Annotated in this window: 15 protein-coding genes; 8 read left to right on the forward strand and 7 right to left on the reverse strand. The window is 70.5% G+C overall.

Annotation, left to right across the window (positions count from 1 at the left end; all coding sequences use genetic code 11):
• Positions 1-6: 6 nt before the first annotated feature.
• The 3 genes from BVIR_RS12120 to BVIR_RS12130 all read left to right on the forward strand — a co-directional run bounded on the left by BVIR_RS12120 (position 7) and on the right by BVIR_RS12130 (position 6,054).
• Complete coding sequence (locus tag BVIR_RS12120; protein ID WP_055037892.1) at positions 7-954, forward strand: DUF58 domain-containing protein; 948 nt, start codon at positions 7-9, stop codon at positions 952-954.
• Positions 954-3,761, forward strand: a complete 2,808-nt coding sequence (locus BVIR_RS12125; RefSeq protein WP_055037893.1) for a DUF4159 domain-containing protein — start codon at positions 954-956, stop codon at positions 3,759-3,761. The genes BVIR_RS12120 and BVIR_RS12125 overlap by 1 nt, the downstream gene beginning before the upstream one ends.
• Positions 3,762-3,984: 223 nt before the next feature.
• Positions 3,985-6,054 carry a hypothetical protein gene (locus BVIR_RS12130; RefSeq protein WP_055037894.1) on the forward strand — a complete coding sequence of 690 codons (2,070 nt, stop codon included), beginning with the start codon at positions 3,985-3,987 and terminating at the stop codon, positions 6,052-6,054.
• 134 nt (positions 6,055-6,188) lie between these two features.
• Here BVIR_RS12130 and BVIR_RS12135 read toward each other — a convergent pair whose 3' ends face one another.
• Both BVIR_RS12135 and BVIR_RS12140 read right to left on the reverse strand, forming a co-directional pair.
• A complete protein-coding gene (locus BVIR_RS12135; RefSeq protein ID WP_055037895.1) occupies positions 6,189-6,704 on the reverse strand; it encodes a GNAT family N-acetyltransferase in 516 nt (171 codons plus the stop codon).
• Positions 6,705-6,858: 154 nt separating this feature from the next.
• The gene (locus tag BVIR_RS12140) at positions 6,859-7,326 is read right to left on the reverse strand and encodes an NUDIX domain-containing protein (protein ID WP_055037896.1); all 468 of its coding nucleotides are present in this window, start codon (positions 7,324-7,326) and stop codon (positions 6,859-6,861) included.
• A 122-nt stretch (positions 7,327-7,448) separates the two neighbouring features.
• Between BVIR_RS12140 and BVIR_RS12145 the strand changes: the two genes are divergently transcribed.
• Both BVIR_RS12145 and BVIR_RS12150 read left to right on the forward strand, forming a co-directional pair.
• Positions 7,449-8,315, forward strand: a complete 867-nt coding sequence (locus BVIR_RS12145) for a metallophosphoesterase family protein (protein WP_335338146.1) — start codon at positions 7,449-7,451, stop codon at positions 8,313-8,315.
• A 111-nt stretch (positions 8,316-8,426) separates the two neighbouring features.
• Complete coding sequence (locus BVIR_RS12150) at positions 8,427-8,807, forward strand: hypothetical protein (RefSeq protein ID WP_055037898.1); 381 nt, start codon at positions 8,427-8,429, stop codon at positions 8,805-8,807.
• A gap of 230 nt (positions 8,808-9,037) precedes the next feature.
• Here BVIR_RS12150 and BVIR_RS12155 read toward each other — a convergent pair whose 3' ends face one another.
• From BVIR_RS12155 to BVIR_RS12170, 4 genes are all read right to left on the reverse strand, one after another.
• On the reverse strand, positions 9,038-9,304 hold the full coding sequence (locus BVIR_RS12155) for a glycine zipper domain-containing protein (protein ID WP_055038866.1): 267 nt from the start codon (positions 9,302-9,304) through the stop codon (positions 9,038-9,040).
• Between the two features lie 335 nt (positions 9,305-9,639).
• On the reverse strand, positions 9,640-10,350 hold the full coding sequence (locus BVIR_RS12160) for an alpha/beta hydrolase (protein ID WP_055037899.1): 711 nt from the start codon (positions 10,348-10,350) through the stop codon (positions 9,640-9,642).
• 168 nt (positions 10,351-10,518) lie between these two features.
• Positions 10,519-11,106 carry a protein-S-isoprenylcysteine O-methyltransferase gene (locus tag BVIR_RS12165; RefSeq protein ID WP_055037900.1) on the reverse strand — a complete coding sequence of 196 codons (588 nt, stop codon included), beginning with the start codon at positions 11,104-11,106 and terminating at the stop codon, positions 10,519-10,521.
• Positions 11,103-12,368 (reverse strand): alpha/beta hydrolase family protein, encoded by a 1,266-nt coding sequence (locus BVIR_RS12170; RefSeq protein WP_055037901.1) that lies wholly within the window; start codon positions 12,366-12,368, stop codon positions 11,103-11,105. Before BVIR_RS12170 ends, BVIR_RS12165 begins: the two co-directional genes overlap by 4 nt.
• A gap of 242 nt (positions 12,369-12,610) precedes the next feature.
• On the opposite strand from BVIR_RS12170, the gene BVIR_RS12175 reads away from it, so the two are divergent.
• Entirely contained in the window at positions 12,611-12,841 is a 231-nt protein-coding gene (locus BVIR_RS12175; RefSeq protein ID WP_058124840.1) for a hypothetical protein, read from the forward strand.
• Between the two features lie 129 nt (positions 12,842-12,970).
• Here the strand turns inward: BVIR_RS12175 and glgX are convergent, their stop codons facing one another.
• Entirely contained in the window at positions 12,971-15,187 is a 2,217-nt protein-coding gene (gene glgX / locus BVIR_RS12180; RefSeq protein ID WP_082417092.1) for a glycogen debranching protein GlgX, read from the reverse strand.
• Positions 15,188-15,394: 207 nt separating this feature from the next.
• Between glgX and BVIR_RS12185 the strand changes: the two genes are divergently transcribed.
• The gene (locus BVIR_RS12185; RefSeq protein ID WP_417852031.1) at positions 15,395-16,999 is read left to right on the forward strand and encodes an alpha-amylase family glycosyl hydrolase; all 1,605 of its coding nucleotides are present in this window, start codon (positions 15,395-15,397) and stop codon (positions 16,997-16,999) included.
• Positions 17,000-17,095: 96 nt separating this feature from the next.
• Positions 17,096-18,961: a malto-oligosyltrehalose trehalohydrolase gene (gene treZ / locus BVIR_RS12190; RefSeq protein WP_197604359.1), complete on the forward strand. Its 1,866-nt coding sequence runs from the start codon at positions 17,096-17,098 to the stop codon at positions 18,959-18,961.
• Positions 18,962-18,963: the final 2 nt, after the last annotated feature.

The following is an 18,963-nucleotide window of genomic DNA, read 5'->3' on the forward strand; positions in this document are numbered from 1 at the left end:
CGCTGAATGAGCGAGCCCGCCGTCGACACCTCGCTCCACCCGGCCACCAGCGAGTCGGCGACAGCGGCGGCGAGCCTGGCCGCAGCGCTGCCGCGGCTGGTGCTGGAGGCCCGCCGTATCGCCCAGACCGTGGTGCATGGCCTGCACGGCCGCCGCCGCGCCGGCTCCGGAGAGAACTTCTGGCAGTACCGCCGCTTCACCGACGGCGAGGCGGCAGCGCGGATCGACTGGCGGCGCTCCGCCCGCGACGACCACCTCTATGTCCGCGAGCAGGAGTGGGAGGCCGCCCACACCGTGTGGATGTGGCCGGACCGCTCGCGATCGATGGCGTTCGCCTCGCCCTTGGCGCTCAGCCCGAAGCGCGACCGCGCCTTGGTGGTGGCGTTCGCGCTGGCCGACCTCTTGGTGCGCGGCGGCGAGCGGGTCGGGGTGCCCGGTGCGCTGCGCCCGACCGCGAGCCGCAACATCATCGAGCGCATGGCCGACGCCATCCTCCACGCCGACGCCACCTCCGGCAGCCTGCCGCCGGCCTTTCCGGCGCAGCAACTGTCCGAGGTGGTGATGCTGTCCGACCTGTGGGAGCCGCAGGCCGACATCGCCGCGGCGATCGACCGCCTTGCCGCCCAGGGCCTGCATGGCCATCTGGTCCAGATCGTCGACCCGGTTGAGGAGAGCTTCCCGTTTTCCGGCCGCGTCGAATTCTTTGAGCGGGAGGCGGAGCTGTCGATCGTCGCCGGCCGTGCCGAAGCCTGGCGGCAGGATTACCAGGCCCGGCTCGCCGCCCACCGCGAGGCGCTGCGGGCGGCGACGCTCGCCCACGGCTGGACCTTCGTCATCCACCGCACCGACCGCCCGGCCACCGAGCTGCTGCTGGCGCTGCACGCCCGCATGGGCGAAGGTCGCGCCGGCGCCGGCCGCCGGCCCGCGGTCGCCGACGCGGCGGGGAGCGCCTGATGCTGCCGCTCGCCTTCACCACCCCGCTGCTGCTGATCGCGCTGGCCGCGCTGCCGCTGCTGTGGTGGCTGCTGCGACTGGTGCCGCCGCGGCCGCGCCGGGTCGAGTTTCCGCCGGCGCGCCTCCTGCTCGACATCGCCCCGCGCGAGCAGACCCCGGCGCGCTCGCCGTGGTGGCTGCTGTTGCTGCGTCTCCTGCTGGCCGCGCTGGTGATCCTCGCCGCTGCCGGGCCGATCTGGAACCCGCCGCCGGCGACGCCGACCACCCGCGGGCCGCTGGTGCTGCTGATCGACAATGGCTGGTCCGCGGCGGCAACCTGGGAGCGCCGCATCGCCGCCGCCGAGGCACTGATCGCCGAGGCCGAAGCCTCCGGCCGCGGCGTCGCGGTGGTGCCGACCGCCGAGCCGGCGCGCGAGGCCTCGGTGCGCACTCCGGGCGAGGCGCGGGTGCGGCTGCGCGCGCTGAAGCCCCAGCCGCACACTCCCGACCGCCGCGACGTGCTGCCGGCGCTGGCCAAGCTGCTCGGCAGCGGCGAGCAGAGCCTGGTCTGGCTGTCCGACGCCACCGACACCGGCGATGGCGCCGCCTTCGTCGCCGGGCTTGGCCGCATCGCCGGCGAGCGACCGGTGACCGTGCTGGCCGGCGGCCTGCCGCCCGCCCGCGCCTTGGCCGGCACCGCCAATGCCGGCTCCGGCCTTTCCGTCACCGTGCTGCGCGCGTTCGGCGACCACGACGCCGGCGGCATCGTGCGCGCCGTCGACCTCAAGGGCCTGCCGCTCGGCCAGGCCACCTTCGCGTTCAACGGCGACACGCTCGAGACCAAGGTGGCGTTCGACCTGCCGATCGAGATCCGCAACGATATCGCCCGGCTCGAAATCGTCGGCGAGCGCTCCTCCGGCGCGGTGCAGCTGCTCGACGAGCGCTGGCGCAGGCGCACCATCGGCATCGTCACCGGCTCGACCGCCGACACCGCCCAGCCGCTGCTCGCCGCCAGCTTCTATCTCGGCCGCGCCATCGAGCCGTTCGCCGACGTGCGGCTGGCCGAGCGCACCTCGCCGGGCGAGGCGGCGGCCCGCTTCGTCGACATGGGCCTGCCGCTGATCGCGCTGGCCGACGTCGGCACCCTCGCCGGCGACGCCCGCGACCGGCTGATCCGCTGGGTCGAGGGTGGCGGCGTGCTGGTGCGGTTCGCCGGCCCGCGCCTTGCCGCCGGCGGCGACGAACTGTTGCCGGTCAAGGTGCGGCCGGGCGGGCGGGTGCTGGGCGGCAAGCTGTCGTGGGAGCAGCCGCAGAAGATCGGCAGCTTCGCCAAGGACGGGCCGTTCGCCGACCTCGCCATCCCCGCGGACGTGACGGTGCGGCGGCAGGTGCTGGCCGAACCCGACGGCCTGCTGTTCGAGCGCACATGGGCCGCGCTCGCCGACGGCACGCCGCTGGTGACCGGGGCGCGCCGCGGCAAGGGCGTGATGGTGCTGTTCCACGTCTCGGCCGACACGTCGTGGTCGGACCTGCCGCTGTCGGGCACCTTCGTCGACATGCTGCGGCGGATCGTGGCGCTGGCCGGCAGCGGCAGCGGCGGCGCCAAACCGGGCAGCGGCGAGGTCGGCGCCACCGTGCCGCCGTCGCGCCTGCTCGACGGCTTCGGCGCCTTCCAGCCGCCCTCGGCCGCAACCAAGCCGCTGCCGGCCGGCTTCGCGGGCCGGGGCACCGCCGACAACCCGCCAGGTTTCTACGGCGTCGCCGAGGCGCTGGTGGCGGTCAACACCCTTGCGCCGGACGATCGCCTGAAGCCGCTCGACGTCACCCCGCTCGGCGCTGCGGTCGAGCCCTACCGCGCCGGCGATCCGATCGACCTGCGCCGGCACGTGCTGGTCGCGGCGTTCGCGCTGTTGCTGCTCGACGCGCTGGTGGTGCTGGTGCTGGCGGGCGGCCTGGCGCGGCTCATGCCGTCGCGGCGGACCTCCTCGCTGCTGGTGGTGGCCGCCGCGCTGGCGCTGGCGCCGGACCCCGGCCACGCCCAGCCTCCGGCCGCCGCTGCCTCGCCGCCCTCGGCCGACGACTTCGCCATCAGCGCGCTGGCCAAGACCCGCCTTGCCTATGTCATCACCGGCGATAGCGAGATCGACCGGCTGTCGCGGGCCGGGCTCGAGGGGCTGTCGCGCTTCCTGTCGCAGCGCACCGCGCTCGAGTCCGCCGAGCCGATCGGGGTCGATCCCGCCCGCGACGAGCTGGCGTTTTTCCCGCTGCTGTACTGGCCGGTGACGCCGGCGGCGGCGAAGCCGTCGGCGGCCACGCTGGCGCGCATCGACGCCTTTATGAAGAACGGCGGCACCATCTTGTTCGACACCCGCGACGCGCTCGAGGTCACACCGGGCGGGCGCGGCGCGACGCCGGGCATCGAGGGGCTGCGCGCCATCCTGTCCTCGCTCGACATTCCGGCGCTGGAGCCGGTGCCGCGCGACCATGTGCTGACCAAGTCGTTCTATATCCTGCGCGAGTTTCCCGGCCGCTACGCCGCGGGGTCGCTGTGGGTGGAGGCGTTGCCGGCGGCGACCGAGGAGGACGGCGCCAAGCCAGCACGCTCCGGCGACGGCGTGTCGCCGATCATCATCACCTCCAACGACCTCGCCGGAGCGTGGGCGATCGAACCGAGCGGCGAGCCGATGCTGCCGCTGGTGCCGGGCGACCCACGCCAGCGCGAGATGGCCTACCGTGTCGGCGCCAACATCGTGATGTACGTGCTGACCGGCAACTACAAGGCCGACCAGGTTCACATCCCGGCGCTGCTGGAGCGGCTGGGACAATGAGGCGGTTTCCGGCCGCTCACATCGTGATGCCGGACGCGATCTCGCCGGGGACAACGGGTGCGACAACGGTCTCGTCGTCCCGGGCAATCGGCGGGATGCTCAGCATCCGCCGCGCGACCCGGGACCGTCCGGATGGTTGAGACCTCATTTTGCAGACGGTCCCCGCTCTCACGGCTTCGCCGTTCGGCCGGGACGACGGTTCAACTCGAGTGAGGCATCTTGCATGAATCTCGGCCTCGCCTTCTCGCCGCTGGTGCCGCTGCCGTGGCTCTTTGCCGCCATTGCGGCGGCAGGCATCGTCGCGGTGCTGCTGATCGCCGCGCGCAGCCGCGGCGCGGCGTTGCGCGCGCTGGCGCTGGCGCTCGCCGTGCTGGCGCTGGCCAACCCGGCACTGACCCGCGAGGAGCGCAGCCCGCTGCCGTCGGTGGTGGCGGTGGTGGTCGACAACAGCCCGAGCCAGAACTTCGGCGCGCGCCGCGCCGAGACCGAGGCGGCGCGTGCGCAGCTCGCCGAACGGCTCGGCCGGCTCTCCAATGTCGAGGTGCGCTGGATCGACGGCGGCGAGGGCGATGGCGAGACCGACGGCACGCACCTGTTCAACGCGCTGGAGGCCGGCCTCGCCGACGTGCCGCCCGAGCGCGTCGCCGGCGCCATCCTGATCACCGACGGCCGCGTCCACGACGTGCCGAGCCACGCCACCGCGCTCGGCTTCCAGGCGCCCCTGCACGCCCTGATCACCGGCCGCTCCGGCGAGCGCGACCGCCGCGTCGCGCTGGTGCAGACGCCGCGGTTCGGCATCGTCGGCCAGAGCCAGACCGTGGCCTTCAAGGTCGAGGACGAGGGTGCCCCGCGCGGCCGGGCCACCGTCACCGTGCGCAGCAATGGCGAGGTGGTGGATCGCCTCAGCGCCGCCTCCGGCGAGGTGGTGCGCGTCGAGATCGAGATCGCCCACGCCGGCCCCAACATCGTCGAGATCGAGGCCTCGCCGCTCGACGGCGAGCTGACGCCGCTCAACAACCGCGCCGCCATCGCGATCGAGGGCGTGCGCGAGAAGCTGCGGGTGCTGCTGGTGTCGGGCGAGCCGCATGCCGGCGAGCGCACCTGGCGCAACCTGCTCAAGTCCGACGCCGCGGTCGACCTCATCCACTTCACCATCCTGCGCCCGCCGGAGAAGCAGGACGGCACGCCGATCAACGAACTGTCGCTGATCGCCTTTCCCACCCGCGAGCTGTTCCAGCAGAAGATCGACGAGTTCGACCTCATCATCTTCGACCGCTACGCCCAGCAGGGTGTGCTGCCGCTGCTCTATTTCGACAACATCGTCCGCTACGTGCGAAACGGCGGCGCGGTGCTGGTGGCAGCAGGCCCCGATTATGCCGGCTCCGACTCGATCTACCGCACCCCGCTGGAGGAGGTGCTGCCGGCCGAGCCGACCGGCAACGTCACCGAGCGGCCGTTCCACACCCGCCTGACCGAAAGCGGCCGCCGCCACCCGGTGACGCGGGCGCTGGAGGGCGCCAGCTTCGATCCGCCGCGCTGGAGCCGGTTCTTCCGCGTGGTCGACGCCGAGCCGACCCATGGCGCCGAAACCCTGCTGGGCGCGCCCGACAACCGGCCGGTACTGGTGCTGTCGCGCCAGGGCGAAGGCCGGGTGGCGCTGATGCTGTCCGATCACATCTGGCTGTGGGCGCGCGGCTTCGAGGGCGGCGGGCCGCACCTCGATCTGTTGCGGCGGCTGTCGCACTGGCTGATGAAGGAGCCGGAGCTGGAGGAGGAGCGGCTGCGCCTGCTGGTGCGTGGCCGCAGCATGGTGGTCGAGCGCCAGAGCATGACCGATCAGGTGCCGCCGGTAACCGTAACCTCGCCGTCCGGCCAGATCGCAACGGTCGAGCCCAAGGCCGCCGAGGCCGGCATCTGGCGCGCCGAGATCGACGCCAAGGAACTGGGCTTATGGCGGGCCAGCGACGGAAAGCTGTCGGCGCTGGTCAATGTCGGGCCGATCAACCCGCGCGAGGTGTCCGAGGTGACCAGCACCGCCGCGGTGCTGGCGCCCTTGGCGAAAGCCACCGGCGGTGGCGTGATCCGCATTGCCGAGCGCGGCGGCGTCGAACTGCCGCGCGTGCTGTCGATCCGCGGCTCGGACCGCTTCGCCGGCGCGGACTGGATCGGGTTGAAGAACCGCGACGCCCACGCCGTCACCGGGCTGTCGCTGTTCCCGGTGCTGGCGGGGTTCGCCGGCCTCGTGCTGCTGCTCGCCGCCTTCACCGCCGCCTGGGCGCGGGAGGGACGCTGAGGGACCGCGCCGTCGCCCCGGGCAAGCGCCGAAGGCGCGCGACCCGGGGCCGCCCGGTGAGCCAGAGCCCTTTCCTGCCAACGGTCCCAGCTCGCGCGGCTTCGCCGCTTGGCTGGGACGACGGCGACGGAAAATCAGGCCGTCACAGCCACAAACGCCGGCCTTGCCGCACCCGACACCCCCTCGAACGCCCCCTCCTCCAGCTCGGCGATCAGGATGCGGTCCTTGTCGACCGGGCCGGGCATCACCACCCGGCCGCGCGGTACCCGCGTGAAGCCAAGCTTCGAATAATAGGGCTCGTCGCCCACCAGCAGCACCAAGCGGTGACCAAGCTTGCGCGAGGCTTCGAGCGCCCGGCGCACCAGCGCGCCGCCGATGCCGCGCGAGCGGAAATCGGGATCGACCGTGAGCGGCCCCAGCACCAAGGCCGGGGTGTCGCCGATGGTGATCGGCGACAATCGCACCGACCCGACCAGGAGCGTGCCGACGCGGGCGATGAACGACACCTCGGCGATGGGCGCGCCGCCCTCGCGCAGCCGGAAGGCGGCCCTGGCATAGCGCCCCGGGCCGAAGGCGTGGTCGTTCAGCCGCTCGACGGCCGGGGCGTCCTCGGGCGACTCGGACAGAATGGTGATCGAAAGCTGGGTCATGGCGTTTCGCCTACCACACGGTTTCGGGAAAATCACGTCGTGATCCCGGACACGATTTTGGCCAAAAAGTCCTTGTTCGAAAACGGGATATCGGCGGACGGGGCCGCGTTCTGCTGCGTCTTGGTCGGCAAACCGCATCGCATCGCGCCGGCCGTCACCACACCGGCGCGGGCAATGTCCCCGCCACCACCTCGGCGATGCGGCGGCGGGTGCCGGGCGTGGTCTCCTCCGGCATGGCATTGGGCGCGAACCAGCCGCAGGCGGCGATCTCCCGGTTCGCCGCCGGCAGCGCCGGCTGGACGAAATCCTCGGCCACGAACACCGCGACGTGATCGCGGCGCGACACCGCCCGCTGCAGGAATACGCCGTGCAGGCGGGCCGGCGCGGTGAGGCTGATATTGGCCTCCTCCTGGAGTTCGCGGGCCAGCGCGTCGAACAGCGTCTCGCCGACCTCGACGCCGCCACCGGGCAATTGCCAGCCGGCGACATAGGTGTGGCGGATCAGGCACACCCGGCGATGCTGGTCGAACACCACGCCGCGCACCCCCAGCGTCATGCCACGCTGAAATTGCCAATAGGTGTGAAAGACCCGTCTCAAGGCGCGGTCCCGCCACGTCGCCATGCCCGTACTCCTTCCCCCGCCGTGCGGCAGGCCCGAACGCCGCCGGACTGTCCGCGGCGACCGCTCTGACTTATAAGCCGAACAGCCTTGCCTGGGAGACGCCCCTGTTCACGCTCGCCCATCTGTCCGATCCGCACCTTGGCCCGCTGCCGCCGGCGCGCCGGCGCGACCTCGCCGGCAAGCGGTTCCTCGGGTGGCTGAACTGGAAGCGCGGCCGCGCCAAGCGCCACACCGCCGACGCACTGCAGTTGCTGCTCGCCGACATCCAGCGGCACCAGCCCGACCACATCGCCGTTACCGGCGACCTGGTCAACATCGCGCTGGAGGCGGAGTTCACCGCGGCCGGGCGCTGGCTCGCCGCACTCGGCCGGCCGGAGGACGTTTCCGTCGTTCCCGGCAACCACGACGCCTATGTCGCCCGCACCGCCGGCCTCGCCCGGCTGCATTGGGGGCCGCACATGGCCGGCGACCATGGCGAGGCCGGTTTCCCGTTCGTGCGGCGCCGCGGCGAGGTGGCGGTGGTCGGTGCCTCCAGCGCGATCCCGACCGCGCCGTTCCTTGCCACCGGCCGGCTCGGCCGCCAGCAGATCGACGCACTCGCCACCGCGCTCGCCGAACTGCGGCGGGCGAATCTGTGCCGCATCCTGCTCATCCACCACCCGCCAACCGGGCGGTTCGATTTCCAGAAGCGACTGATCGACGCCAGTGCGGTGCGCAAGATGCTGAGCGAGGTCGGCGCCGATTTGATCCTGCACGGCCACACCCACCTGCCCTCGCTGCTTGCGGTCCAGGGGCCGGACGGCGCGATCCCGGTGGTCGGCGTGCCGTCGGCCTCGGCGGGGCCGACCGCGCTCCACCCGGCCGGCTGGAACCGCATCACCGTGACCCGCAACACCGCGACGTCGTGGCGGATCGAACTCGAACGGCGCGGCCTTCACCACGGCGGCGGGGTGGTCGAGACGCAGGCCCGGAGCGTCCTCACCGGGTGATCGGCGGTATTCTCATCGAAACGTCGCCCCCGCGGCAGGGATTTCCTAAGCGTTCGCGACTAGGGTCAGACCCCATCGTGCGGCTACGCAATCCACCGGGGAGAGCTTGGGATGAGCGTCGCGTCAGACATGACGCCCGAGCCCTTGATGCTCGGTGATATCGCGGCAATCGATGCCGAGACGCCGGTGCGTTGGGGGCAGGTGCTGCTGAAGACCAGCGCCGGTGTTCGGCGCGGGCCGGCCACCGCTGAAGTCTTCATGGCGAACGACCGCTCGCGGTTCCGCGTCATCGACTGCTCGACCGGCCGCACCGAGTTCCTGTCCAGCCTGCAATTTTGCAAGTTCATTCTCGAACTGCGCTCGACCGGCCGGTTCGAGTTCGAGCGCCGACCCAAGCGCAAGGCCGCACCTCAATCGGCGGCAGCGCCCACTACGTCGGTGTTCAACCAGCAACGCCGCGCCCACCCCCGCCGTCGCAGCAGCGACCATTGAGGCGAAACCAGCGCGGCTTACAGTTACCGGTCGATTCCGTCGTGATCCCGGCCGCAACTTCGCCGAACAACCTCGATCGGCGACGAATTTTTTCGGCGACCGCCGGACGTCGTACCATGCGGGCTTCGGCGGCATGAGCCGAAGCCCGCATGAATAGCGGCGTCGCATCCCAAGGGCGCGCGGTTGACGGCCGCGCAGGTCCGCTCCGGTCGCGACGGCGGTGGCGAACGTCAGTCCCGGTAGCAGATCGTGCGGCGATAGCGCTTCGACCAGTAGCAACGCTCGGGCGTCGTCGCCGCACCGATGACCGCGCCGGAGACGGCACCGATGGCGCCACCGGCCAGCGCGCCGCCGCCCGTTCCGGTCGCCGCCGCGCCGATCGCCGCGCCGGCGCCGGCGCCGATCAGACCGCCGGCAAAGGCGCGGTCGCGCGACGAATACTCGCTGCAGCCGCCGAGCGCCAAAGCGATGGCCGAAACCATGAGAATCTTCTTCATGTCGTTCTCCTCGTTGCGGTTAATCCGAATCCGCAAGATCATCACAGCGTGATCCGGCGGCCTCCACTCTCACCCAGAATCCTTGCGGCATTCTGGCCGAGACGACATTTCAAACGCACCAGATTTGAAAATTGCCGCATCCGCAGCCGCAGAATGATCATCGAAATTTGGGCAGGCGTGGCGCGCCAATCGGCCCCGTTCGCAGTTGGATGGCGGCGTCGCCGAAAAGCCCAGCCAAAACAATACCGGCAGCGGCCTTGGCCCCTGCCGGTGACCGCCTGAACGGCGGAACGAGGTGTGGTGATCGCCCGCGGCGTTGGCACTGACGGTCCGGATCAGTGGGCCGGTGCCTCGAGGCCCGGAGCGGCCGCCGCGGCCGAGCCGGTGATCTCTGCCGCCGGCTTGGCGGGCTCAGGAGCGCCGTCAACGGGCGCCGCCCGCGCCGGCCGCGGCCGCTGCCGCGGCTGCGCCAGCGTCATTACCCGCGAAATCACTTCAGCGTGGAGTTCCGGCGACTTTTCGATGTTGAGGTGGCCGAGGCCGCCCTTGCCTTCCATGTCGAAATTGGACAGCGAGCCGCGGAAGCCCGCGCCGGGCTGCACCGCGTAACAGCAACCGGACAGATAATAGTTGATCGCCTTGGAGACGTTGGCGGGCACCACCTCGTGGTGCACCGGGTCGAAGCTGACCACCAGCGGAACCTTGATCTTGGCGGCGGCCAGACGGGCCGCCAGCGGATACACCGCGTCGGCGCCGAGCGAATGCCCGATCAGCACCACCGGGCCGCGCCAGCCTGCGGCACGCCGGTTGATGATCTCGTCGGCGATGAGGTCGGCGTCGGCGTGGTTGGCAACCGTGGCCTGAACGCCCCGCCGCGCCAGCTTTTCGGCGAGGTCGTCGAGGCCCAGCGAGAACACGTTGGCGAGCCCGCGCAGCAAATAGACCCGCGTCTCGGTGGTCGGGCGCGGCTGAGCCGCGTCGGCCGTCGTGACCGAGAGGCTGGCGATTGCAGTGATGGCGATGAGAAAGCGCAGGAATCCCAACATGTTCTGTCTTGTCCGCTGCCTGCCTGCCGGCCGGACGCCGGACAGCCTGTTCGTGGGATCCTTTAGCGAGCGTCGCGGCGAAAAACCAGCGCGAAACCGCCGCGACCGCGTTCGCGGCGCAAGTGTTGCGGCGACGCAACGGTCAACCGGGCGTTTTGTGCCGCAGCGTCAGTAAATCTTCGGGAACACCCGCGCGGTCCGCCGCATGTATTGGCGATATTCGTCGCCGAACACTGCCAACATCATCGACTCTTCACGGTCGATGCGACCGAAGAACAGCATCCCGAACCCGACGACACCGGCCAGACCGGCGATGACATTCGGCAGCAGCAGCGCCTGCGCCAGCGCCAGCAGCCAGAACGCAGTGTACATCGGGTGCCGCACGTAACGGTAACTGCCCTCGGTAACGAGGTTGTGCGAGTCGCGCAGCTCCAGGCTGACCGACCAGTTGCGGCCGAGGTCGCGGTGGCTGAGGTGGAACATCCATAGCGCGGCGGCCATCACCGCGGTGCCGAGCACCCCCTGCAGCCAGTGGAAGGAATAGTCGGCGAACGACAGCCAGCCGGTGAAGACATAGATCAGCGGCACCACGGCGAGGCCGGACAGCGAACAGCCGAGCAAAATGTTTTCACGCAGGTCGAATTGCGATTGCACGACGGTGTTCTTGCGACGATTGCGCCGCTGATAGGGAAACCGGATGACGTACCATCCGATCCCCCCGAACAACCACACGATGCTGGCGACCTCCGGCGTCATTCTGGTGCTCCTGCCGGCGCTCCTGCCGACGCCGGGACGGTGCCGGCCGCGGCGATCATCGCATCCGGCTCGAACACGCGCTTCTCAAGAGAAACCGGGCCGCACAAGATCATGAAATAGTCGTAGTGATAGGGCCGCTCGTTGCCCATCACGAACTGACGATGCATCCGGAAGAAGTTTCCGCGGAAACGCTTGTAGGTTTCCTCCTTCAGCATGTTGCGGATGCGGACGGTGCGCACTTCCGGCAGCGTCTTGACATCCAGGCCCATGCAGGAGGCCGGGTTGCACTTGTAGAAATTGATGACGTCGACCAGCGCCTGATATTCGACCCAGAAGATATTGGGGTCGTTGGCGACGCGGGCGGCGTCCTCGCGGAACACGCCGGCGGCCGGATGCAGGCCGATCTTGAGGATCGAGGACCCGGTTGTCATCAGCGCCAAGCGCCGGTTGTCGCCGTTCGGACCCGAGTTGGCGTCACCGTCGCCGTCGCTGGGCGCTCCCAGCGAGCGGCCGGTCGCCGATAGCGAGCGCTCGATCGCGCGGGCGATCACCTGCAGCATCATCGGCGCGCCGAGGCTGTGGCCGACCAGCACGATCTCGTCGGCGTCGCTGGCGGCGACGGTCTCGGCCAGCGAAGCGGCGAACAGGTCGATCCGTTCCTCAAGGTCGGCGCGGCGACCGCGGATCATGTCGCGGGCGAAGATCCAGTCGTCGAGAATATAGTCGAGGTAGAACCGGGTGCAGATCATCCGGTAGAGCACCCAGGTCACGGTGAAGCCGACCGGCGCGCCGATCAGCGGCGCCGGCGACGCCTTCTCGGCGTACCACAGGCCGGAATAGACCCCGGCGGCGAGCAGCAGGCTCAGCAGCACCACCGGGTAGAGGAAGAACAGCCCGTACCGGAAGTTGTAGCGCATGTAGCGGAACAACGTGCCAGTGAGGAGGAAATCGAGCAGTGCCAGCACGCCGCCGGTGATCCGCGCCGTGGTCCCGCGGCGGGTGTCCTCCTTCACCAGATCGTGCCAGTCGAAGGTGCGGACCTCGGTCGCCACCTGCCAGTTCGGCGCGGTGGTCTCGACCTTCCAGCTCGGCAGCGGTCCGTCGAGGCCCTGCCCCGCCGACACCTTCGCCTTGACGCCCCAGGTGGTCTCGAACCGGGCGATCTCGCGAACGAACCGGCGATGTTGCTGGTCGGGAGGCAGCGGCTCATAGCCGGTCAGCAGGAAAACCAGCCGCTTGGCGATGCGTCGATCGGAAGCCATAGGGTTCCCCAAGGCCGAAGATGTAAAGCGAGGGTCGCAGAGGGGTAACGACTCGGCGCGGCGGGGGCAAGGCGCCACGCCGCGTTTGCACGAGAATCGGCGGCAAGCTGGAGCGCGCCGCCCGGCCCTGCCGCGCGTTGCCGCGGCGGCGACCGGCTTCGTTCAAATTGTCGGGATTTCGGCCATGCTCCCTTCATGGCCGGCCGGCCAAGATGCCGACTTCACCACGGATGAGGACCGCCATGTCCATCTCCAGCGTCGGCCTGCCGACAACGCAACAGGTTCCCGAACTGATGTGGGCGACCGGACCGGACGCCACCGAACGCCATGAGCCGCGCGAGACCGTGGCCGAGGTCAAGGCATCGCCGGACACCGGCGTCGTCGTCACCTCGGCGCCGCGCGTGGCGGAGCCGGCCGACATCCGCGCCGCGCTGCCAGAGGGCCAGGGCCGCGTGGTCGACCGCACCGTCTAGCCAGTGCGCTTTCCGCAAAAGCGGGAACCGGCCGCTGCGCGCGAAATACACCGCGCCTCGCGCGCCGAAGGCCGTGTCTGCCCGCGACGCATGCGGGCATGACGGGCGCTTGCCCCGGCGCGCAGCGCATCAGCCACCGGGCGCGGGCGATGGCGGCGCGTCGGCCCGCGCCGCAACCAGCTGGAACAGCAACAGCGAGCGCGGCGTCACCTCGTAGACATCCTCGAACGCCAGGCACGGCGCTTCGCCGTCGGGGTCGAGCGCGAGGTTGGTGTCGATCAGCCGCAGCCAGCCGCGGCCGCCGGCAATCGCCGGCAGGTTGAACCGCACCACGTTGTCGGCGGCATTGACGATCAGCAGCAAGGTGTCGTCGCTGCCGCGACGGCGGATGCCGCTGGTCTGCGCCCGGCCGTCGAACACCGCGCCGACGCACTTGGCGACCGGGTCGGTCCAATGCGCCTCGGTCATGTCGTCGCCGTCAGGCGTCAGCCAGGTGAGGTCGCACACGCCGAGTTGGTCATTCCATTCGCCGGTGAAGAAGCGCTGGCGTCGCAGCACCGGATAGGTGTGGCGGATGGCGATGACGCGGCGGGCGAATTGCAGCAGCGCGCGCTGGTCGTCGGCGAGCGTCCAGTCGAGCCAGCTGACCGGGTTGTCCTGGCAATAGGCGTTGTTGTTGCCGCCCTGGGTGCGCCCGATCTCGTCGCCCGCGGCGAGCATCGGCGTGCCTTGCGAGAACATCAGCGTGGCGAGGAAATTGCGCTTCTGCCGCTCGCGCAGCGCGCGGATGGCGGCATCATCGGTGGGGCCTTCGGCGCCGTGGTTCCAATTGTGATTGGCGTTGTGGCCGTCACGATTGTCCTCGCCATTGGCCTCGTTGTGCTTGTCGTTGTAGCTGACGAGATCGTTGAGCGTGAAGCCGTCGTGGGCGGTGATGAAGTTGACGCTGGCCCACGCCTTGCGGCCGCGGCGGTTGAAGATGTCGCCGGAGGCGGTGAGGCGGGTGGCGAGGTTCGGCAACTGGCCGTCGTCGCCCTTCCAGAACCGCCGCACGGTGTCGCGATAGACGTCGTTCCACTCTGCCCAGCCCGGCGGGAAGCGGCCGACCTGATAGCCGCCGGGGCCGCAGTCCCACGGCTCGGCGATCAGCTTCACCGACGACAGCACCGGGTCCTGCCGGCAGGAATCGAGGAAGCCGCCGCCCTCGTCGAAGCCGTAGGGCTCGCGCGCCAGAATGGTGGCGAGGTCGAAGCGAAAGCCGTCGACCCGCATTTCCTCGGCCCAGCAGCGCAGGCTGTCGGTCACCATCTGCAGCACGCGCTGGTGCGACAGGTTGACGGTGTTGCCGGTGCCGGTGTCGTTGATGTAGTAGCGCTTCTGGTCCGGCAGCAGCCGGTAGTAGGAGGCGTTGTCGATGCCCTTGAACGACAGCGTCGGGCCGCGCTCATTGCCCTCGGCGGTGTGATTGTAGACCACGTCGAGGATCACCTCGATGCCGGCGTCGTGCAGCCGCGCCACCATCTCCTTAAACTCCGACACCGCCTGGTCCGCGGCGCCGGCAAAGCGCCGCTCCGGCGCGAAAAAGCCGATGGTGTTGTAGCCCCAGTAATTGACCAGGCCCTTGTCGAGCAGGTGGCTGTCGTCGACAAAGGTGTGGACCGGCAGCAGTTCGACCGCGGTGACACCGAGCTCGCGCAGATGGCGCACCACCTCGGGATGGCCGAGGCCGCGGAAGGTGCCGCGCAGCGGCTCCGGCACCGCCGGATGCTGCCGGGTGAAGCCGCGCACCTGCAGCTCGTAGAGCACGGTGCGGTCCCACGGCACCCGCGGCTGCCGCACATTGCCCCAGGTGAAGGCGGTGTCGACCACCCGGCATTTCAGCATCAAGGCCGCGCTGTCGCGATCGTCGAACGTCAGGTCGTCGCCGCTTTCCAGATGGTAGCCGAACAGCTCCGGCCCCCATCGCAGCGTGCCGACCACCGCGCGGGCATAGGGGTCGAGCACCAGCTTGTTGGGGTTGAAGCGGTGGCCGTTGTCCGGCTCATAGGGGCCGTGGACGCGATAGCCGTAGATGGTGCCGGGCCGCGCGTCGGGCAGAAAGCCGTGCCAGACCTCGTCGGTGTACTCGGGCAGCTCGATGCGCTCGATTTCGGTCTCGCCATGGTCGTCGAACAGGCACAGCTCGACCTTGGTGGCGTTGGCGGAGAACAGCGCGAAATTGACGCCGAGCCCGGTCCAGGTGGCGCCAAGCGGAAAGGGCGCGCCCTCGCGGATGCGCGACGTCGGCAGCGGGACGGGCGCTGCGGGCAGCGTCGCAGCACGCAAGGGCGGACGTTCGTGCTTCATCTGCGCTGTCTCCAAAATCTGTCGCGGTCTCAAATAACGCCGCGCGGCGGGTCGCGGCTTGAGCTGGATTGTAAGCTGGAACTTTGCCGGACTGAAAAAGTTCCCAGCCTGCGGTCGCGGCGGCGGCCGGCCGGTTACGGTAACGCGGCGCCATCGTGGCGCCGACTCTACGGCCGGGCACCACAAACTCGGAGATCAACTCGGGCAATGACGATGGCAGAGCTGGCGTGGTGGCAGACCGCGGTGATCTATCAAATCTATCCGCGCTCGTTCCAGGACAGCGACGGCGACGGCGTCGGCGACCTGCCGGGCGTGATCGCGCGCCTGCCCCACCTCGCCGAGCTCGGCGTCGGTGCCATCTGGCTGTCGCCGATCTACCCCTCGCCGATGGCGGATTTCGGCTACGATGTCAGCGACTACACCGACATCCACCCGCTGTTCGGCACGCTCGACGATTTCGACGCGCTGATCGCCGCCGCGCACGCGCGCGGCCTGCGGGTGCTGCTCGACTTCGTGCCGAACCACAGCTCCGACCGCCATCCCTGGTTCGAGGACAGCCGATCCTCGCGCGACAGCGCCAAGCGCGACTGGTACATCTGGCGCGACCCCGCCCCCGACGGCGGGCCGCCGACCAACTGGCTGAGCGAATTCGGCGGCAGCGCCTGGACGTTCGAGCCGGGCAGCGGCCAATACTATTACCACGCCTTTCTCGACGCCCAGCCCGACCTCAACTGGCGCAACCCGGCGGTGCGGGCGGCGATGGCCGACGTGCTGCGGTTCTGGCTGCGGCGCGGCGTCGACGGCTTTCGCGTCGACGTGATCTGGCACCTGATCAAGGACGATCTGTTCCGCGACAACCCACCGAACCCGGCCGCCGACCCGGCGCGGCCGCCGCACGAGCGGCTGGTGCCGCTCTACACCGCCGACCGGCCGGAGGTGCACGAGGTGATCGCCGAGCTGCGCCGCGTGGTCGACGCGTTCGAGGACCGCGTGCTGATCGGCGAGATCTACCTGCCGCTGGAACGGCTGGTGACCTATTACGGCCCGGACCTTTCCGGCGTGCACCTGCCGTTCAATTTCGCGCTGTTGTCGGCGCCGTGGAACGCTCAGCGCATCGCCGCCCTGGTCGAGGACTACGAGGCGATGCTACCCGCCGGCGGCTGGCCGAACTGGGTGCTGGGCAACCACGACAAGCCGCGGGTGGCGAGCCGGGTCGGCCCGGACCAGACCCGCATCGCCGCGCTGCTGCTGCTGACGCTGCGCGGGACGCCGACCATCTATTACGGCGAGGAGATCGGCATGCGCGAGGTGGCGATCCCGCCCGACCGCGTGCGCGACCCGTTCGAGAAGAACGTGCCGGGCATCGGCGTCGGCCGCGACGGCTGCCGCACGCCGATGCCGTGGAGCGGCGAGCCGTTCGGCGGCTTCTCCACCGTCGAGCCCTGGCTGCCGCTCGGGCCGGATGTCGCAAGCTGCAACGTGGCGGCGCAGCGGCACGACCACGCCTCGCTGCTGTCGTTCTACCGCCGCCTGCTGGCGCTTCGCCGGGCGCGGCCGGCGCTGTCGCGCGGGGCCTACCGGCTGGTGGCGGCGGACGGCGACCTCCTCGCCTATCTGCGGCTCGACGGCGATGAGCGCCTGCTGGTGGCGCTCAATCTCGGCCCCGAGCCGGCCCGGCTCGACCTCACCGCGCTGGCGGCGGAGGGGCGCGTGCTGCTGCGCACCTTGAGCACGCCCCACGGCGACACCGTTCGCGGCGTGCTCGAACTGGCGGGCAATGACGGCGCGCTGATCGAGCTTTCGGCGGCGTGAGCGGGCGCCTCGCCACGCCATCGCGGCCGATGCCGGCGGTGGTGGAACCATGAGCACGGCCGCGAATTGATGCCATGCAACACCGGAGTGCCACGGGTGACCTCGCACGTCCTGCCAGCCGACTTTCGCTCCCGCCACCGCGTCATGCCGCTCGGCGCCGAACTCGTGCCGGGCGGCGTCGACGTCCGGGTGTGGGCGCCGCGGCCGAGCGCGATCACGCTGGTGATGGGCGGCACCGAACTGCCGCTTATCGACGACGGAAACGGCTACCGCTGGGCGCTGGCGCCGTTCGGTCGCGCCGGCTCGCGCTACGGCTTTCGCATCGACGGCGACGCCAAGATCCTGCCCGACCCCGCCTCGCGCTGGCAGCCGAACGGGCCGCACGGCCTGAGCGCGGTGGTCGATCCCACCGCGTTCGGCTGGCACGATCACGACTGGCGCGGCGTGACGGCGGCGGACCGCGTCGTCTACGAGCTGCACCTTGGCACCTTCACGGCCGAGGGCACTTTTCGCGCCGCGATCGACAAGCTGCCGCTGCTGGCCGAGGTCGGCGTTACGGTGATCGAGCTGATGCCGGTGGCGGAGTTTCCCGGCCGGTTCGGCTGGGGTTATGACGGCGTCAACCTGTTCGCGCCGTTCCACCGCTACGGCACGCCGGACGACCTGCGCGCGCTGGTCGACGCCGCGCACGGCCTTGGCCTCGCCGTCATCCTCGACGTGGTCTACAATCATCTCGGCCCCGACGGGAATTACCTGCCGCTGTTCTCGGCCGGCTACTTCACCGACCGCTACGACAACGAGTGGGGCGACGCCGTCAATTTCGACGGCGAGGGCAGCGCCGAGGTGCGCACCTTCGTGTGCGCGAATGCGGCCTATTGGGTGCGCGAGTTTCACTTCGACGGCCTGCGGCTCGACGCCACCCAGCAGATCTTCGACGCCTCGCCGCGCAATATCATCGCCGAGCTGGCCGCGGCGGCGCGCGAAGCCGGCGGCGGCCGCACCGTGTTCGTGGTCGCCGAGAACGAGCCGCAGGACGCCACCTTGGTGCGGCCGGAAGCCGCCGGCGGCTATGGCGTCGATGCGATCTGGAACGAGGATTTCCACCACGCCGCGCGGGTTGCCCTCACCGGCGTCCGCGAGGGCTACTATTCCGACTATGCCGGCTCGGCTCGCGAACTGCTGGCCTGCGTCCGCCACGGCTTCCTCTACCAGGGCCAGCGCTCGACCTGGCAGAGCAACCCGCGCGGCGCACCGGCGCTCGACCTTGCGCCGCACGCCCGCGTCAATTTCCTGGAGAACCACGACCAGGTCGCCAATTCCGCCACCGGGGCGCGGCTCGCCCGCCTCACCGACGCGCGCAAGCTGCGCGCCATGACCGCGCTGGCGCTGCTGGCGCCCGGCACGCCGATGCTGTTCCAGGGCCAGGAGTTCTTCGCGACCACGCCGTTCCGCTATTTCGCCGATCACGTGCCCGAGCTCGCAGCGGCGACGGCGGCGGGCAGGCGCGCGTTCCTGACGCAGTTTCCCAGCACCGTCGGCATCGCGCTCGACCCGCCGCACGCGGAGGCGACCTTCCGCGCCTCGGTGCTCGACTGGGCCGAGCGCGCGCGCAACGCCGCCGCGGTGCGGCTCCATCGCGACCTGCTGGAGCTGCGCCGCACCGATGCCGTGCTGTCGCGCCCGCTCGCGCTCGACGGCGCGACGCTGACCGAGCACGCGCTGCTGGTGCGGTTCACCGGCGAGCGCGAGGAACGGCTGGCGCTGTTCAATTTCGGCGCCGACCTCGCGCCGCAGGTCGTGCCCGAGCCGCTGCTGGCGCCGCCGGCCGGCGGACCGTGGCGGCTGCTGTGGTCGAGCGAGGACCCCGCCTATGGCGGCGGCGGCAGCCGGCCGCCGGTCGAGGCGGACGGCGTCTGGTTCATCCAGGGCCACGCTGCCGCCGTTCTCACCGCGCCGCGCTGACC

It is taken from the genome of Blastochloris viridis (genome assembly GCF_001402875.1).
Taxonomy (GTDB): Bacteria; Pseudomonadota; Alphaproteobacteria; order Rhizobiales; family Xanthobacteraceae; genus Blastochloris; species Blastochloris viridis.

Excerpts from the sequence above, each read along its gene's own strand:
- BVIR_RS12120 (WP_055037892.1), top strand. The coding sequence starts at position 7 with ATGAGCGAGCCCGCCGTCGACACCTCGCTCCACCCGGCCACCAGCGAG.
- BVIR_RS12125 (WP_055037893.1), top strand. The coding sequence starts at position 954 with ATGCTGCCGCTCGCCTTCACCACCCCGCTGCTGCTGATCGCGCTGGCC.
- BVIR_RS12130 (WP_055037894.1), top strand. The coding sequence starts at position 3,985 with ATGAATCTCGGCCTCGCCTTCTCGCCGCTGGTGCCGCTGCCGTGGCTC.
- BVIR_RS12135 (WP_055037895.1), bottom strand. The coding sequence starts at position 6,704 with ATGACCCAGCTTTCGATCACCATTCTGTCCGAGTCGCCCGAGGACGCC.
- BVIR_RS12140 (WP_055037896.1), bottom strand. The coding sequence starts at position 7,326 with ATGGCGACGTGGCGGGACCGCGCCTTGAGACGGGTCTTTCACACCTAT.
- BVIR_RS12150 (WP_055037898.1), top strand. The coding sequence starts at position 8,427 with ATGAGCGTCGCGTCAGACATGACGCCCGAGCCCTTGATGCTCGGTGAT.
- BVIR_RS12155 (WP_055038866.1), bottom strand. The coding sequence starts at position 9,304 with ATGAAGAAGATTCTCATGGTTTCGGCCATCGCTTTGGCGCTCGGCGGC.
- BVIR_RS12160 (WP_055037899.1), bottom strand. The coding sequence starts at position 10,350 with ATGTTGGGATTCCTGCGCTTTCTCATCGCCATCACTGCAATCGCCAGC.
- BVIR_RS12165 (WP_055037900.1), bottom strand. The coding sequence starts at position 11,106 with ATGACGCCGGAGGTCGCCAGCATCGTGTGGTTGTTCGGGGGGATCGGA.
- BVIR_RS12170 (WP_055037901.1), bottom strand. The coding sequence starts at position 12,368 with ATGGCTTCCGATCGACGCATCGCCAAGCGGCTGGTTTTCCTGCTGACC.
- BVIR_RS12175 (WP_058124840.1), top strand. The coding sequence starts at position 12,611 with ATGTCCATCTCCAGCGTCGGCCTGCCGACAACGCAACAGGTTCCCGAA.
- glgX (WP_082417092.1), bottom strand. The coding sequence starts at position 15,187 with ATGAAGCACGAACGTCCGCCCTTGCGTGCTGCGACGCTGCCCGCAGCG.
- BVIR_RS12185 (WP_417852031.1), top strand. The coding sequence starts at position 15,395 with ATGACGATGGCAGAGCTGGCGTGGTGGCAGACCGCGGTGATCTATCAA.